We start from the raw sequence: 14,369 nt of genomic DNA, 5'->3' as shown, positions 1-14,369 counted from the left end.
GAAGCCCCTGGGAGGTTAGCCATCCCTGGCTGAACCATCACCACCCCCGCGCCCAGGATGATCCCCCGTGCCACGCGATGGCGCCCCAGCGCCTTCGTGTGCCTGGAGCAACGTAAACCCACCTCCGCCAGCACCACCCCACACGCGCGGTTCAAATCCCCACAGGAGGTTAGCCATCCCTGGCTGACCCATCACCACCCCCGCGCCCACCTAATCCCTACCGAAGCAACCCGCCCCGGCCGGAACTCAGCCGGATACCCTGGAGCAGCATCTTCAGCTCCTCGGGATTGTCGGAAATCTCCACGCCCGTGTCCAGCGTGATGAGTTCCTTCTTGATCAGGTCATAGAGGCTGTCGTTAAAGCTCATCATGCCCGATTCGCGGCCATTGGCGATCGCGTTGTCCATCTGGACGATGCGGTTTTCCTTGATCAGCGCCCGGATGCCCGGGTTGGTGAACATGATCTCGCAGTTCGGAACCCGGCCCGTGCCGTTGGCGCGCGGCAGCAGCCGGAGGCACATGATCGCCCGCAGGTTCATCGCGAGCTGCGACCGGACCTGGTCATGCTGGTTGGATGGGAACAGGTCGATGATGCGGTCGATCGTGAGCATCACGTTCGTCGTGTGCAGCGTGCTGAACACCAGGTGCCCCGTTTCCGACGCGCTGATCGCCGCCTGGAAAGTCTCCAGATCGCGCATCTCGCCCACCAGGATAACGTCCGGATCCTGGCGCATCACCGCCTTCAGCGCCGAGGAGAAATCGCGCGTGTCGATCGTGACCTCGCGCTGGTTGATCACCGCAAGCCGATCATTGTGCACGTATTCAATCGGGTCTTCAATCGTAACCACGTGGCAGCGGCGGTTCGAGTTGATGTGATCGACGATCGCCGCCAGCGCCGTCGATTTGCCGCTGCCGGTCGTCCCGGTGATCAGGATCAGGCCGCGCTGCATCGTCGCGAAGCGCACCACCGGCGGCGGCAGGTTAAGCTGTTCGAACGTCAGGATCTTGTTCTTTATGCGCCGCATAACCAGCGAAACCGACCCGCGCTGCCGGAACACGTTCACGCGGAAACGCCCCACCCCCTTCTCCGTGAAGGCCAGGTCAAGATCGCCCCGCTTCATGAAAAAATCGTACTGATCCTTGCTCAGCAGGATGGACAGCATGCTGTCGATATCCTCGCTGACCAGCACATCGCCTTCCTGCGACGCCATGAGCCCGTCCACGCGAAAATAGACCGGGCTCCCCGTCTTCAGGTGAATATCCGAGGCGTCCTTCTGCACCGCGCGCTGCAGGAGCTTCACAAACTGCGTACGATCCATCATGGTTTGTTCTTTCTCATGCGCTTGCGAAGAAACGCCGGGATACTCAGATCCTCTTCGGGCTCCTGCGGGGCGGGTGGGGCCGGCGCATCCTGCCCCTCGTCGGGAAACAGGAACTGCTCCGACGGAAACGCCTCCACATGCGCCGGCTTGCCATTGTCGTGCTTAGCCGATTCCAGCTCCACCGGCTGCGGGCGCTTGCGCTCGGGCAGCGGCGGCGGCACGGGATGCGACGCCTTCTCGGTCTTGCCGTCCGTCGAGAGAAACTCCTCCGAGACCCCCGTCGGGAAGCCCGCCGCGATCACGGTCACCTGAAGTTCCGGGCGCTCCTGCTCATCCACCACCGCGCCAAAAATAATGTTGGCGTCCGGGTGCGCCGACTCCTTGACCGCCGTCACCGCGTCCTGCACCTCGCGCATCCCGATGTCGCAGCCGCCCTTGATATTCACGATGACGCCCATCGCGCCATTGATGTTCGATTGTTCCAGAAGCGGGCAGATAATCGCTTCCTGCGCCGCGCGCACCGCGCGATCCTCGCCCTCGGCGGTCCCGATCCCCATCAGGGCGCGCCCGCGGGACTGCATAATCGTGCGGACGTCCGCGAAGTCCAGGTTAATCAACCCGGGAATCGTGATCAGTTCCGAAATCGCACGCACGCCGTTGTGCAGCACCTCGTCCGCGTTCTTGAAGGCGTTCAAAAGCGACATGTTGTTCTGGCAAAGCGTCGCCACGCGATCATTCGGCACCACGATCAGCGTGTCCACGTGCTTCTCCAGCTCCGCCAGCCCCTTCAGCGCCAGCGACATCCGCTCCTTCCCCTCGAAGGCGAACGGGATGGTCACAATCGCCACGGTCAGCGCGCCATTGCTCGAAGCCTCCTGCGCCACGATGGGCGAGGCCCCGGTGCCCGTGCCGCCCCCCAGGCCCGCCGTCAAAAACACCATGTCCGCGCCGCTGAGCACATCCTTGATGCGCTCGCGATCCTCCTCCGCCGCCCGCGCCCCAACACCGGGTTGCGCGCCGGATCCGAGGCCGCCGGTCATCTCGACGCCGATCTGGAGCCGGGTGCCCGCGGGGGAGTTCTTCAGCGCCTGGGCATCGGTGTTCACCGCGATGAAATCCACGTCGGAGAGGCCCGCTTCGATCATGCGGGTCACGGCATTGCCGCCGCCCCCGCCGATGCCGCACACCTTGATAACGGCGCGCTGATCGAATGACTGAAACTCATCGGACATGGATACGGTCATAGAGGCATTCCCCGTGGTAGAGCGTTTCATGGTAGCACCCTTCTTTTCCCTGGAACAACTTGCGCGGCACGCGGACTAACGGCAAACGAGGTCTTCGTCGAAGCGAAGATCGAGGTATTCAACACAAGGAAGCTGGCCCGCCTTCTCCCGCCAGAGCACGCTCAAGCGCTCCGCCTGCATCGTGTAATCGCTCCGGCCCCAGCGGATAGCGAACGGAACCTCCTCCAGAAACATCGTCAGGTGCACCGGGCTCTCGGCGGAAATCTCGGAAACGTTCACCTCCCGGGCAATCGGAGCCGGGCCGAAGGCGTCCCAGAGGGCAAGCGCCTCCTGAAGCGCGGGCTGCGCCAGCCGATCGCCCGGCGTCACCACGCCCAGTTCCGGCACATTGGTGATCAGCGGCCCGATCGGTTCGGCCGAAGGCTCGGTCTCTCGCAGAACATGCCCTTCCCGGTCCAGCAGAAATGCGCGGCGGCCCGCAATCAGCGTCGCCACCGCCTTCCGCTCGGAAATAGTGATCACAATCGTGTTCGGAAACTCCCGCTGCACTTCGGCGCCGGCCACATACGGCAATGCGGCAACGCGCCGCGCCACCGCCTCGCGATCCAGAAACAGCAGGTTGTCCCTGCTGTCCAGCCTGGCCACCGCCCGCACGTCCTCCGTCGTCACCGCGCCCTCGCCATACACCAGAATGTTGCGCACCGCATACCGCCCCGATCCCGTGATATAACTCGCGAGGTAGTATACGAAGATAAAAAACAGGGCGATGTACAGCCCCGCCTCAAGGAGCCGCGCCAGCTGGCGGAGGCGGTAGCCCTTCGCCCCACGGCGCGTCCGCTTCATATGGGCTTGCGCAAGCGGCATCACGCGGCTCCCAGCGCGTCCAGCAGGGGCTGCGCTATCCGGTTAATGTCTCCCGCGCCCAGCACCAGCACCACGTCGCCCGGAGAAAGATCGCCCACAAGCTGCGCGGGAACCGCGTGCATGTCCTTGATGAGCTCCACGTGGCGCGCCCCCAGGCGCTGTGCCGCATCCACGATCATCCCCGCGTCCACGCCCGGAAGCGGGGCCTCGCGCGAGGGATAGATCGCCGTTACAATCGCGCGGTCCATCTCCGCAAGCACCCCCGCAAAGGCGTCGCAAAAAAACTTCGTCCTGCTGTACAGGTGCGGCTGAAACACCCCGATCACGCGTGCCGGGCGGAGCCACCGGATCGCCTCCAGCGTGCTCGCGATCTCCGTCGGGTGGTGCGCGTAGTCCTCCACCACCGTCACGCCGCGCCGCTCCCCGCGCACCTGCAAGCGCCGCCGGACCCCGTCGAAGTGGCGGATCCCCTCCGCTATCGCCGAAAAACGCATACCCAGGCACAGCCCCACCGCGCACGCGGCCAGCGCATTGCGCACGTTATTCTCGCCGATCGCGTGCACCGTGACCGTTCCCAGACGCCCCGTCTCCGGAAGCCGCGCGTCATGGCTGACCACGTCAAAGCGCGTCGCGACATTCCGAAGGCGCTCCGCCAGCCCCGCGTCCGGATCCGGGTCAACCAGCTGCATGTTCGAGGCCCGCAGTGAGACACCGTCGCCCAGCCCGTACGTGATCGCGACGCTGTGCACGTCCTCCAGTATCGAAGCCGCGTTTGCATCGTCCCCGCAGAGGATCGCGTACCCGTAAAACGGCACGCCATTGCAGAATTCCGTGAAGGCCCGCTTGATCTGGTCGAGCGTGCCGTAATACTCCAGGTGCTCCGCGTCAATATTTGTCACCACCGCGATCGTCGGGTGTACGTGAAGAAAAGACCCATCGTGTTCGTCCACCTCCGCCACCAGGTACGCCCCGGTACCCCAGCGCGCGTTCGTGCCGCTGCGGTGAAGTATCCCCCCCACGATGCTCGTCGCCCCGATATTGGCCACATCCAGTATCGCGCTGATCATCGAAGTCGTCGTCGTCTTCCCGTGCGTCCCCCCCACCGCCACCGCGTTCGGCTTCAGGCGCATCAGATCCGCCAACAGCTCGCTCCGGTGCATCACCGGAACCCGCCGGGAGCGCGCCGCGCACACTTCCGGATTGTCCTCCGGAACCGCCGCCGACACCACCAGAATCCCCGCGTTACCAATGTGCTCCGCCCGGTGCCCCTCGTGAAAGACCAGACCAAAGGACTTCAGCCGATCGGTAATCGCCGACGAGGCCAAATCGGATCCCGATACCTCGTAACCGAGGTTCAGCAGGATCTCCGCAAGCCCGCTCATCCCAATTCCGCCGACGCCGACGAAGTGGACGCTTCTCTTGTGTCCGGTCATTTCTCTTCCCGTGGCCCTACATATTGTGGTTTCGGCTATGATATCACAGTCTAAACCACAAATAAAGGACCTTTTCGGGAAATATGAATAATGCTTAAAATGTAGCTGTTCAGCCGCCGCCCGCGGGCAAAAACGCGTCCGCATGGATCTCCGACATGCTCGCCCCCGCCAGAAACGTCTTCCGCTGCGCCAGACGCACCAGATCCGGGTGGCCGCAGAGAAACACCTTCCAGCCCTTCAGATTCGGCACGGTTTCCAGCGCCAGTGCGTCCACCGCGCCCTGAAGCATCCACGCCTCGCCCGCCTCGTCGCGCACGCAGGCGTGGTAATGGAAGTTCGCATGGGCCGCCGCCAGCGATCGCAGCGCATCGGTAAGGTACAGATCCCGGGCCACCAGCGCCCCGTGAAACAGGTGGATCGGACCGGTATGCCCCTGCTGCAGCGCGTCCCGCGCGATGCCATACAGCGGCGCAAGCCCGGTCCCGGTTCCCAGTAGAAACAAGGGCTGCTCCGGCTTCCCCGGCGTATAGAAACAGTTCCCCACCGGCCCCATAATCTCCAGCGCGTCGCCCGGCTGCGCGTCCGCGTGAAGCCACCCGCTCATCCGCCCGCCGGGCACGAGCGCCACGTGAAACTCCAGCTTCGAGTCCAGCGCCGGCACGCTCGCCAGCGAAAAACTCCGCACCAGGCCCCCCGGGCGCACAAAATTCACAAACTGGCCCGGATAGTAGTCCAGCGCATCGATCGGTTCCAGGATCACCCGCAGGACGCGGTGGTTCAGCACCTCCCGCGCCACCAGCACCGCCGGAATCTTTTTCGCCGCCCCATCCGCCCGCGTAACCCCGAGATCGGCCTCCGGATGGCAGCAACACGACAGGAAATACCCCTGCGCCTGTTGCTGCGGCTTCAGCCCCTTCTGCGCCGGCGGCGGCACGTCGCCCTCCGTCTTGCGCATGAGGCAGCTGTGGCAAATGCCGCTCCGGCACGAGTTGGGTATCTCGTGACCATGCCGTGTGAGGCAGTCCAGCACGGATTCGCCATCCAACAGTTCGTATGATCGATCTTCAAAGGTTACAGCGGGCATGGGGCGTCCAAAACCTTATGCCGTGCGGCCGAGCACGTCGTCGCGCGTGCTCTCGGCGATGGCCGTCACCTGATCGATCAGGTTCTGCGCCACCCCAAGCTCCTGGAGCGTCTTCGAGAGGTTCTCAAGCACCGCGTCCACATGGCTGTCGTCCAGGCCCCGCTTCACCAGGTGCGCGTGGCCGTCCCGCATGTCCTTGCCCGTGTAGTTGTGCGGGCCGCCGAACGCCATCGTCAGGAACGCCTTCTGCTTCTGCGCCTGCCGCTCCATGTCCACGCCGTCGAAGAAATGCGCGATGCGATCATCGCTCAACACATGCCGGTAAAACAGGTCCACCGCCGCGTTCACCGCGGGCTCGCCGCCGATTTGCTCGTACAAATTGCTCATTGTGCTTCTCCTTCATTGCCAGGGGTTGCTGCCAGAAACACGGCGGGCGCCCGCCCGCGGCGCGCCTGCCCGGCGCACCAAACGTGTATTTAAAATGCATCATATAGATCCCCGGTCCATTTGTCAAGCCCCGCGAAGCCAGGGCAATCCCATTCAGACCCGCTCGCGGCATATGGGGGTGAACTTGAGGCGATCTGGAGCCTCGAATCAATGAAGGTGAGCGCGTTGGAGCCCCGGCATCTCTGCCCGCATGGCCTGGGATTCGCCGCGGGCGAAATACCAGCACCCCGAGAATCAGGCCGCGTCGAGCCCCCTGCGCGTGCTATACTGCGCGTACCCGCCCTGGAGTGCCGGCCCATGCAATTGACACAGTACACGGACTACGCCCTGCGCACGCTCATCTATCTCGCCATCTGCGGCGACAACGCGACCATTACCGAGATCGCCGAGCGCTACCGGATTTCCCGGAACCACCTCGTGAAGGTGGTGCACAACCTGGGAAAACTTGGATACATTACCACAACACGGGGAAGGCAGGGTGGACTGCGGCTCGCCTATCCGCCGTCCGAAATCAATATGGGCGAGGTGGTGCGCCGGACCGAGCCCAACTTCCATCTGGTGGAGTGCTTCGACGCGTCGCGCAACCAGTGCGTCATCACGCCGGCCTGCCGGCTCATGGGGGTCCTGGGAGAGGCCTTCGACGCCTTTCTCCAGGTGCTCGACCAATACACCCTGGAGGATATGGCCGCGAACCGGGAACCGCTGCGGCGGCTCCTCGCGCTGGACGAGTGAGGGAAATAACCGGGGGCCTCAGCCGCCCACAAGGTTGCTGAAATAGGCGATCGTCGGCTTGAGCCCCTCTTCGAGGCTGATCCGCGGTTCCCAGCCAAGCTCGCGCTTCGCCAGGCTGATATCCGGTTTACGCCGCACCGGATCATTCTGCGGAAGCGGGCGGTACGCAATCTCCGATTTAGACCCCGTCATGCGCACCACCGTCTCGGCCAGTTCCCGGATTGTGAACTCGCCGGGATTCCCAATGTTCACCGGCCCCGTAAACCCGTCCTTGTCCATCATCGCCATCATGCCGCGAATCAGGTCCTCGTAGTAGCAGAACGACCGGGTCTGGCTGCCGTCGCCATAGAGCGTAATCGGCTCGCCGCGCAGCGCCTGCACCACAAAATTGCTCACCACCCGGCCATCATTGATCTGCATGCGCGGACCGTAGGTGTTGAAAATCCGGATGACGCGAATGTCCACGTCGTTCTGGCGGTGGTAGTCGAAAAACAGGGTCTCCGCCACCCGCTTGCCCTCGTCGTAGCAACTCCGCGGGCCAATCGGATTCACGTTGCCCCAGTACGCCTCCTCCTGGGGATGCGTCGCCGGATCGCCGTAAATCTCCGAGGTGGACGCCTGCAAAATCCGCGCGCGGACCCGCTTGGCCAGCCCCAACATGTTCAACGCGCCCATCACGCTCGTCTTAATCGTCTTCACCGGGTTGTGCTGGTAATGCACCGGCGAAGCCGGGCACGCCAGGTTAAAAATCCGGTGCGCCTCCACAAGGATAGGCTGCGTAACATCGTGGCGGATGAGTTCGAAGTGCGGATTGTCCAGCAGGTGCGCGATATTCGCCTTGTTGCCGGTGAAAAAATTGTCGAGGCAGATGACCTCTTCCCCGCGCGCCAGCAACGCCTCGCACAAATGCGAACCCAGAAATCCCGCGCCGCCCGTGACCAGATTCACCCGCCCCGGCTTGCCCGGGGCCACCGCCTGATCCGCCACTATCGCTTGTTCCGTCATATCGCTCTCAATCTGTTTCAATCACGGGTTGCGCACGCGCCGCGATAACGTTACCGGGCGCCGGGGTGCGTGCTGGAAGTCGCGCAAGTCTGCCAAAGGCGGCGCCGCCGGGTCAAGGCGGTGCGCCGCGTGCCCCTCACTCCTCGAAGCGGATCTCCCCGCTGTCCTCCTCCTCCACCGGTTCCGGCGCGGGCGCCTCGGCCATCGGCGCGCCGCTTTCCTCGGGCGCGCCTGCGGGCGATGCGACCTCCGAACCTGGAGATTCCTGCGCGCCCCCGGGCCGGGATTCCGGCAAGTCCAGATAGCGCAGGATCTCCGCCGCAAGCGACAAATCGTTGACGCAGTGGGTCGCACCGTGCGCCATCGCATCGTCAAGTCCCGCGCCGCCGCCATACACAAAGATCGGAAGTGCGGCCATACCCGGCGACTGGCGGATAAGGGGCAGGATCTCAACGGCCGTAAGACCCGCCTGATCAAGCGACATAATCACACCGGCGGGCTGGCAGGTCCGAAGCAGGTACCCGAGATCGAGCACCCCGGCCGCCGCCACAATCTCGCAATGCGCGGAGGCGAGCGCGCGGCGCGCCTCGTCGGCATCCGCTTCGCGCGGCGACAGCAGGACCAGGTGGGGTGTCGCCACAACCCCGCCCCGCGCGCTGGCGATCGACCGGTTCACAAAGAATTCAATATTCCGATCCTGGCCATCCTGCTCCTGGAACTGGCAACCATACTTGATGAGCCCGCCCGTAACCGGACGCCGGTTGCGCACGATCACCGGGCGCTTGTCGATACGCACGCCATCGGGCATCTGGAAGGAAAGCAGGACCCGCGATCCCACCTCCAGCTCGCGCCGCGCCAGCACGCTGCAGCCGCCTCCGCTGATATCGGAAATCGTCCCCGGCATACTGCCCCCCCCGCTGTCGTACAGGTCGCACGGAGCCTGCACCGCAACGCGCTCGTGACGCCGAACCTGAACCCGGGCCACTTCGCGCGGCCACGACATCTGAACCAGCCGGCTCGCACCCCCCTGGAGTTCCTCGACAAAACTCACCGACACCCCCCAGACTTCGCCCTCGTGCACAAACCTGATGATGCATTCCTTGCCGGACCGGAGAACAGGCGGGGGGCCCGATGGCAACAGCCCGAGGATTAGATAACGTCCCGCTTCCCAGCCGCGAACGCGCCCGGGAAAGCGGCGCGAGTTCGGCGTCCCCGGATTCGGATCGAGAAATACCTCAAGCCCGATCTCCAGGCACGATTCAAGCTCCGTGGCCTCCACCCGCTCCATGGTTATTGCTCCCCGCATGGTCGATATTCCCAATTGCTCCGCGCGGCGTTGGCGCCGCGCAGGATCACCCGCGATTCCGCCCTGCGCCAATTCGGCGATGCGCGCATTCAGGCGTCCTCGAATCTCCCGCTTCCCGCCGCCAGGCGCGCAAGCAGCGGCGCGGGCTCCCACAGTTTCCCATGTTCGGCGTGAAACGCGCAAATGCGCGCGTAAACCTTGTCCAGGCCGATGCCCTCCGCGTAATGCATCGGCCCACCGCGAAACGCGGGAAATCCGTAGCCGTACACGTACACCACGTCGATATCCGACGCCCGCAACGCAATGCCCTCCTCCAGAATCCGGGCGCCCTCGTTCACCAGCGCGTATATGCAGCGCTCCACGATCTCCTCGTCGCTGATGCTGCGGCGCGCGATGCCCTGGCGCTCGGATTCCGCAACGCAAAGCGCCTCCACCTCCGGATCCGGCGTCGCAGCCCGGGTCTCCGGGTCGTAAATGTAAAAGCCCCGGCCCGTCTTCTGCCCATAGTGGCCGCGTTCGCAGATCAAATCCGCAATCGCGCAGTACCGCTCGTCCGCCGGCCGCGTCGCCGCCTGGCGCTTGCGGATGCGCCAGCCCACATCCAGCCCCGCCAGATCGCTCATCGCGTGCGGCCCCATCGCCATGCCGCACTGGTAAATGGCGTCGTCAACCTGCTTCGGGGTGGCGCCCTCCTCCAGCAGAAACAGCGCCTCACGGATGTACGGGTGCACCATCCGGTTCCCGATGAAGCCGTCGCACACCCCCGCAAGCACCCCCACCTTCCGGATCGTCTTACTCAGCGCAAAGGCCGTCGCTATGACCTCCTTCGAGGTCTTCTCGCCCCGCACGATCTCCAGCAGCCGCATGATATTGGCCGGGCTGAAAAAATGCAGCCCGATCACCTGCTCCGGACGTGAGGTGCTCGCCGCAATCTCGTTGACGTCCAATGTCGACGTGTTCGTCGCCAGAATCGCGTCCTTCCGGCAAATTCGATCGAGTTCCCCGAACACCGCCTTCTTCAGGTCCATCTCCTCAAAAACCGCCTCAATAACGATATCGACGTCCGCCAGATCGCCGTAGGACAGCGTGGGCGTGATCAGCGCCATCGTCGCGTCCATCTTCTCCTGCGTCATGCGCCCCTTCTTCACCCCGCTCGCGTAGTTCTTCGCAATGACCGCCAGCCCCTTGTCCAGCCCCTCCCGGGTGGCGTCCATCAGGTACACCGGGATGTCGGCATTGGCGAAATTCATCGCGATGCCGCCGCCCATCGTGCCCGCGCCAATCACGGCCGCGGACCGGACCGGCAGAACCGGCGTCTCCTTCGGCACATCCGGAATCTTGCTGGCCGCGCGCTCCGCGAAGAAGATGTGGCGCTGCGCGATCGACTGATCGGACCGCAGGCAGAGGTCGAATATTTCCCGCTCGCGGCGGAGGCCGTCTTCAATCGGCGTTTTCGTCGCAATCTCCACGCAATCGATCGCCCGCTGGGGCGCGTTGAATCCACGCTGTTTCTTCGCAAACTGCGCGCGCGCGGCGTCAAAAATGCCCGGATCGAAACCGCTCAACTTTTCTTCCAGGTCACGGACGCGGCGGTGGGGCCCGCCCTGCGCCACGGCGTCCCGAATAAAGGCGATCGCCCCCTCCAGCAAATCCCCATCCACAATCTGATCGATCAGGCCCAGCGCCAGCGCGTGCGCGGCGGGAATCGGAGCCCCCGAAGCAATGATCTCCAGCGCGGGTTCCGGCCCGATAAGCCGCGGAAGCCGCTGGGTTCCGCCCGCTCCCGGCACGATCCCCAGCGAGACCTCCGGCAACCCGCAGCGCGCCCCCGCAACCGCCACGCGGTAGTGGCATCCAAGCGCGGTTTCCAGCCCGCCGCCCAGCGCCGTGCCGTGGATAGCCGCCACCACCGGTTTGGCGCTGGATTCAAGTCCCGCGATCACTTCATCCAGCCAGGGGTGCTCGGGGGCGCGGTCGAATTCTGTGATGTCCGCGCCGGCAATGAAGGTCCGCCCCGCGCAGATCAGCACCACCGCGTCCACCGACTCGTCTTCGTTCGCCCGATAAAGCGCGTCCAGAATACCCTGCCGCACCGCGGCCGACAGCGCGTTCACCGGCGGGGAATCGATGGTGATGATGCCCGACTTCTCGCGGGCCGAATACTGAACAACAGAAGGCATGGGCCACTTCTCCTGGTTAAGCGTATCCTCACGTCCCGGGGCTTGTGCACACTGCCGGCCCAGGCGGGCCGCCCCGAACCGCCCAGCATACCACGCCGCCACGCGCACCCGCCAAGTCACCCCTTACCCAGCCTTGCAGACCCGCAGCCCCATGAAATCCGCCTTGGTATCCGGACCAGCATACCAGCCCCGGTACGCGCTCCGGCACTCGGGCGTGATGATGCACCAGCTCCCGCCCCGGGTCATGTGCTCCTCCGCGTCCCCGTCAACCCACGCCTGGCCCCGGTCCGGAGCGCCCTGGTAATCCGGATGCAGCCGGTCCTCGCACCACTCACAAACGTTGCCGTGCATGTCATGAAGGCCCCAGACATTGGCCTTCTTCTCCCCGACCGGGTGCGTCGTTCCACCGGCATTCTCGTGGTGCCACGCATACGCGTCGAGTTCGCCGGGATCGCTGCCGAAACTCCAATCCCCCGGTTCGCCCGCGCGGCACGCATACTCCCACTCCGCCTCGGAAGGCAGCCAGAAGCGCCCCTCGCCAAGCGCGGTCAACTTCGAGACAAAGGCCTGGCAATCGTGCCAGCTCACGTTCTCCACGGGGCGCCGATCATCCCCCGGAAAGGCCGACGGGTTCTCCCCCATGATCGCCTGCCACTGGGCCTGCGTCACCGGGTACTTCCCCATCCAGAACCCGCGGGGGATCGTCACCTCGTGCTTCGGCTCCTCGTCCACCCCGCCATCGTCGCTGCCCATGTAGAAGCTGCCCGGCGGTATCCAGACAAGCTCGATGCCCCCGACCACAATCGGAGCCCGCGACTGTTTCTCGATCTCGAGCCGTTTCCGCTCGGCGCCCAGGGGAATCGCCTTCCGGAGCAGCGCCTCCGCCGCCACATACTCCTGGCGCGCCTTCTCAAAATCGGGCGCCGCCGCGTCGGCCCGGCGCACGATCGCATTTGCCTGCGCGATTTCCTGCTTCAGGTACGGGGCCAGGCCCAGCCCCTCTATTTCACGCCGTGTCTGCTCCAGCTTGTCGCGCGGGGCCACCAGCGCCGCCTCGCCGTGGCGAAGCGCCGCCTCGTGCGCCGCCCCATACCGCGCGGCGGCCTCGCGATACAGTTCCGTGGCCTTCAGCAGCGCCGCGGTCTCCCGCGCCAGCTTCTCCGCCTGCAACGCCCGCTGGAACGGCTCCGCGGCCAGGCGCGGCGCATGCGCGGCCTCGGCCCGGGCGCGCGCCGACTCCATCTCGGTTCGCGCCCCCTTCAGCGCCAGCATGCGCTCCAGCAGCGCCTTCGAACGCGCGAGCGCATCGCGGAAATGCCGGGCTGACGACTCAAACGACAGTTTCGCCGGGCCGAATTGCTTCAACTGCTCGTATGCTTCGCCGTTCCGGAAGGATTCCACCCCCTCCTGAAGCAGGCCCGGAGCCAGCTTCTCGCCCCCGGTCCGCTTCGCGTCCTGCGCGAGCTGGTAGGCTCTCAGCTTCGCCATCCGCATCTCGTCCCGGCTCACGTTGTCCGGCGCCGCGGGCGGGGGAGCCGCCGCCGGCGCCAGACAACCCGCCAGCGTCTCGGCCAGTTCGCCCGCCGTCGCAAACCGGTCTTCCGGGCGGTGCGCCATTGCGCGCTCCACCACCGCGCAAACCGCCGGCGGAAGCGCCCGAACCTGGCGCAGCGGCGTGTACCGGTTGGCCGCGATGCTGGCCATCATTTCTTCCTTCGTCGAGCCCGGGAAGGGCAGCGTGCCGCTCAGCAACTCGTACAACGTCACCCCGGCCGAGAAAATGTCGGACCGGATATCGCCCGAGAAGCCACGAATAACCTCGGGAGCCATGTACGCCGGTGTACCGCCGGGCGCCCCGCCCTGATCCTTCCCGGAAGGGTCAAACAGCTTCGCCACGCCAAAATCGGCCAGCTTCGCGCTTCCCCCCTCAATCTCCAGCAGGATATTCGCGGGCTTGATGTCCCGGTGGATAATGTGGCGCTTGTGGGCGTAGTCGAGGCCTTCGCACGCCTCCTTGCCAATACGCAGCGCCATATCCACCGGCAGGCCGCGCGGGTGCACCCGCAGCAGCATCCCCGCGTGCGACCCCACAAACTCCAGCACAAAGTACTTCCGCCCCTGGTACTCGCTGAACTCGAAAATCGTCACGATCGCGGGGTGCTTCCCCAGCGCGGCCACCGCCTTCGCCTCCTGCAGGAACATCGCCTCGTGGGACTTGTCCAGAAACGCGTGCAGGAATTTGATCGCCACATAGCGGCCCAGCATCACGTCCCGCGCCTTGTACACCGCCCCGTACGCGCCCTTCCCCAGCACAAAATTGATCTCGTAATGCCCCAGCCGCGTGCCCAGCAGAGGATCCGAAAGCGGATCGGTGCGTTCTGTCCTGACGGGAGATTGATCGTCCAACATGCTCTGTCGAACGTCTGGACCTACCATCGCTCCACCATAACCCCGTTCCCGATCCAGGGCCCGCCCGTACCCGGGTGAGCCCATCGCCCTTGCCTCGCACTACAGCACGCGCCGGGTGGCGCCGCGCAACGGCATGATACCGCAGTATTCACTGAAAACGCCATGTGCGCGATCTCGGCCCCGCGTAATCTCCACCCCCGCGCGACTTCGACCGGCATCCGTCCCCTGCCCTGTGGCATACTACCCGACGCAGCGGCGCCTCCACGCAGCACGGGAAGGCAACCGTGCCCGAAACACACGTCATCGGCGGCCCGAACGCGGCCGGCAAGCCCCCCTCGCGGGCG

Annotated in this window: 11 protein-coding genes; 1 reads left to right on the top strand and 10 read right to left on the bottom strand. The window is 65.0% G+C overall.

From position 1 onward, the window contains the following. Positions 1-217: 217 nt before the first annotated feature. The 6 genes from KF886_02010 to KF886_01985 form a co-directional block, all read right to left on the bottom strand. Complete coding sequence (locus KF886_02010; GenBank protein MBX3176113.1) at positions 218-1,321, bottom strand: PilT/PilU family type 4a pilus ATPase; 1,104 nt, start codon at positions 1,319-1,321, stop codon at positions 218-220. Continuing rightward, entirely contained in the window at positions 1,318-2,553 is a 1,236-nt protein-coding gene (gene ftsZ, locus KF886_02005) for a cell division protein FtsZ (protein MBX3176112.1), read from the bottom strand. The genes KF886_02010 and ftsZ overlap by 4 nt, the downstream gene beginning before the upstream one ends. 87 nt (positions 2,554-2,640) lie before the next feature. Continuing rightward, a complete protein-coding gene (locus tag KF886_02000; GenBank protein MBX3176111.1) occupies positions 2,641-3,429 on the bottom strand; it encodes an FtsQ-type POTRA domain-containing protein in 789 nt (262 codons plus the stop codon). Next, the gene (locus KF886_01995) at positions 3,429-4,862 is read right to left on the bottom strand and encodes a UDP-N-acetylmuramate--L-alanine ligase (protein MBX3176110.1); all 1,434 of its coding nucleotides are present in this window, start codon (positions 4,860-4,862) and stop codon (positions 3,429-3,431) included. The genes KF886_02000 and KF886_01995 overlap by 1 nt, the downstream gene beginning before the upstream one ends. Positions 4,863-4,971: 109 nt before the next feature. Continuing rightward, positions 4,972-5,946 (bottom strand): 2Fe-2S iron-sulfur cluster binding domain-containing protein, encoded by a 975-nt coding sequence (locus KF886_01990; protein ID MBX3176109.1) that lies wholly within the window; start codon positions 5,944-5,946, stop codon positions 4,972-4,974. Positions 5,947-5,961: 15 nt separating this feature from the next. Beyond that, positions 5,962-6,333, bottom strand: a complete 372-nt coding sequence (locus KF886_01985; protein MBX3176108.1) for a group 1 truncated hemoglobin — start codon at positions 6,331-6,333, stop codon at positions 5,962-5,964. 357 nt (positions 6,334-6,690) lie between these two features. On the opposite strand from KF886_01985, the gene KF886_01980 reads away from it, so the two are divergent. After that, entirely contained in the window at positions 6,691-7,125 is a 435-nt protein-coding gene (locus tag KF886_01980) for an Rrf2 family transcriptional regulator (protein MBX3176107.1), read from the top strand. An 18-nt stretch (positions 7,126-7,143) separates the two neighbouring features. Here KF886_01980 and KF886_01975 read toward each other — a convergent pair whose 3' ends face one another. The 4 genes from KF886_01975 to KF886_01960 form a co-directional block, all read right to left on the bottom strand. Beyond that, positions 7,144-8,130, bottom strand: a complete 987-nt coding sequence (locus KF886_01975; GenBank protein MBX3176106.1) for an SDR family oxidoreductase — start codon at positions 8,128-8,130, stop codon at positions 7,144-7,146. A gap of 136 nt (positions 8,131-8,266) precedes the next feature. Next, the gene (locus KF886_01970) at positions 8,267-9,436 is read right to left on the bottom strand and encodes a PilZ domain-containing protein (GenBank protein MBX3176105.1); all 1,170 of its coding nucleotides are present in this window, start codon (positions 9,434-9,436) and stop codon (positions 8,267-8,269) included. An 89-nt stretch (positions 9,437-9,525) separates the two neighbouring features. Further along, positions 9,526-11,616 carry an enoyl-CoA hydratase/isomerase family protein gene (locus KF886_01965; protein MBX3176104.1) on the bottom strand — a complete coding sequence of 697 codons (2,091 nt, stop codon included), beginning with the start codon at positions 11,614-11,616 and terminating at the stop codon, positions 9,526-9,528. A gap of 123 nt (positions 11,617-11,739) precedes the next feature. Next, a complete protein-coding gene (locus tag KF886_01960; protein ID MBX3176103.1) occupies positions 11,740-14,025 on the bottom strand; it encodes an SUMF1/EgtB/PvdO family nonheme iron enzyme in 2,286 nt (761 codons plus the stop codon). Between the last annotated feature and the right edge of the window lie 344 nt (positions 14,026-14,369).

This window comes from Candidatus Hydrogenedentota bacterium, assembly GCA_019637335.1.
Lineage (GTDB): Bacteria > Hydrogenedentota > Hydrogenedentia > Hydrogenedentales > JAEUWI01 > JAEUWI01.
The sequence above is the reverse complement of the archived record's forward strand: the minus strand, read 5'-3'. Positions and strand labels throughout refer to the sequence as shown.

Coding starts and splice junctions, on each gene's coding strand:
- ftsZ (MBX3176112.1), bottom strand. CDS start 2,553: ATGTCCGATGAGTTTCAGTCATTCGATCAGCGCGCCGTTATCAAGGTG.
- KF886_01960 (MBX3176103.1), bottom strand. CDS start 14,025: ATGTTGGACGATCAATCTCCCGTCAGGACAGAACGCACCGATCCGCTT.
- KF886_01970 (MBX3176105.1), bottom strand. CDS start 9,436: ATGCGGGGAGCAATAACCATGGAGCGGGTGGAGGCCACGGAGCTTGAA.
- KF886_01980 (MBX3176107.1), top strand. CDS start 6,691: ATGCAATTGACACAGTACACGGACTACGCCCTGCGCACGCTCATCTAT.
- KF886_02010 (MBX3176113.1), bottom strand. CDS start 1,321: ATGATGGATCGTACGCAGTTTGTGAAGCTCCTGCAGCGCGCGGTGCAG.
- KF886_01985 (MBX3176108.1), bottom strand. CDS start 6,333: ATGAGCAATTTGTACGAGCAAATCGGCGGCGAGCCCGCGGTGAACGCG.
- KF886_01965 (MBX3176104.1), bottom strand. CDS start 11,616: ATGCCTTCTGTTGTTCAGTATTCGGCCCGCGAGAAGTCGGGCATCATC.
- KF886_02000 (MBX3176111.1), bottom strand. CDS start 3,429: ATGCCGCTTGCGCAAGCCCATATGAAGCGGACGCGCCGTGGGGCGAAG.
- KF886_01975 (MBX3176106.1), bottom strand. CDS start 8,130: ATGACGGAACAAGCGATAGTGGCGGATCAGGCGGTGGCCCCGGGCAAG.
- KF886_01995 (MBX3176110.1), bottom strand. CDS start 4,862: ATGACCGGACACAAGAGAAGCGTCCACTTCGTCGGCGTCGGCGGAATT.
- KF886_01990 (MBX3176109.1), bottom strand. CDS start 5,946: ATGCCCGCTGTAACCTTTGAAGATCGATCATACGAACTGTTGGATGGC.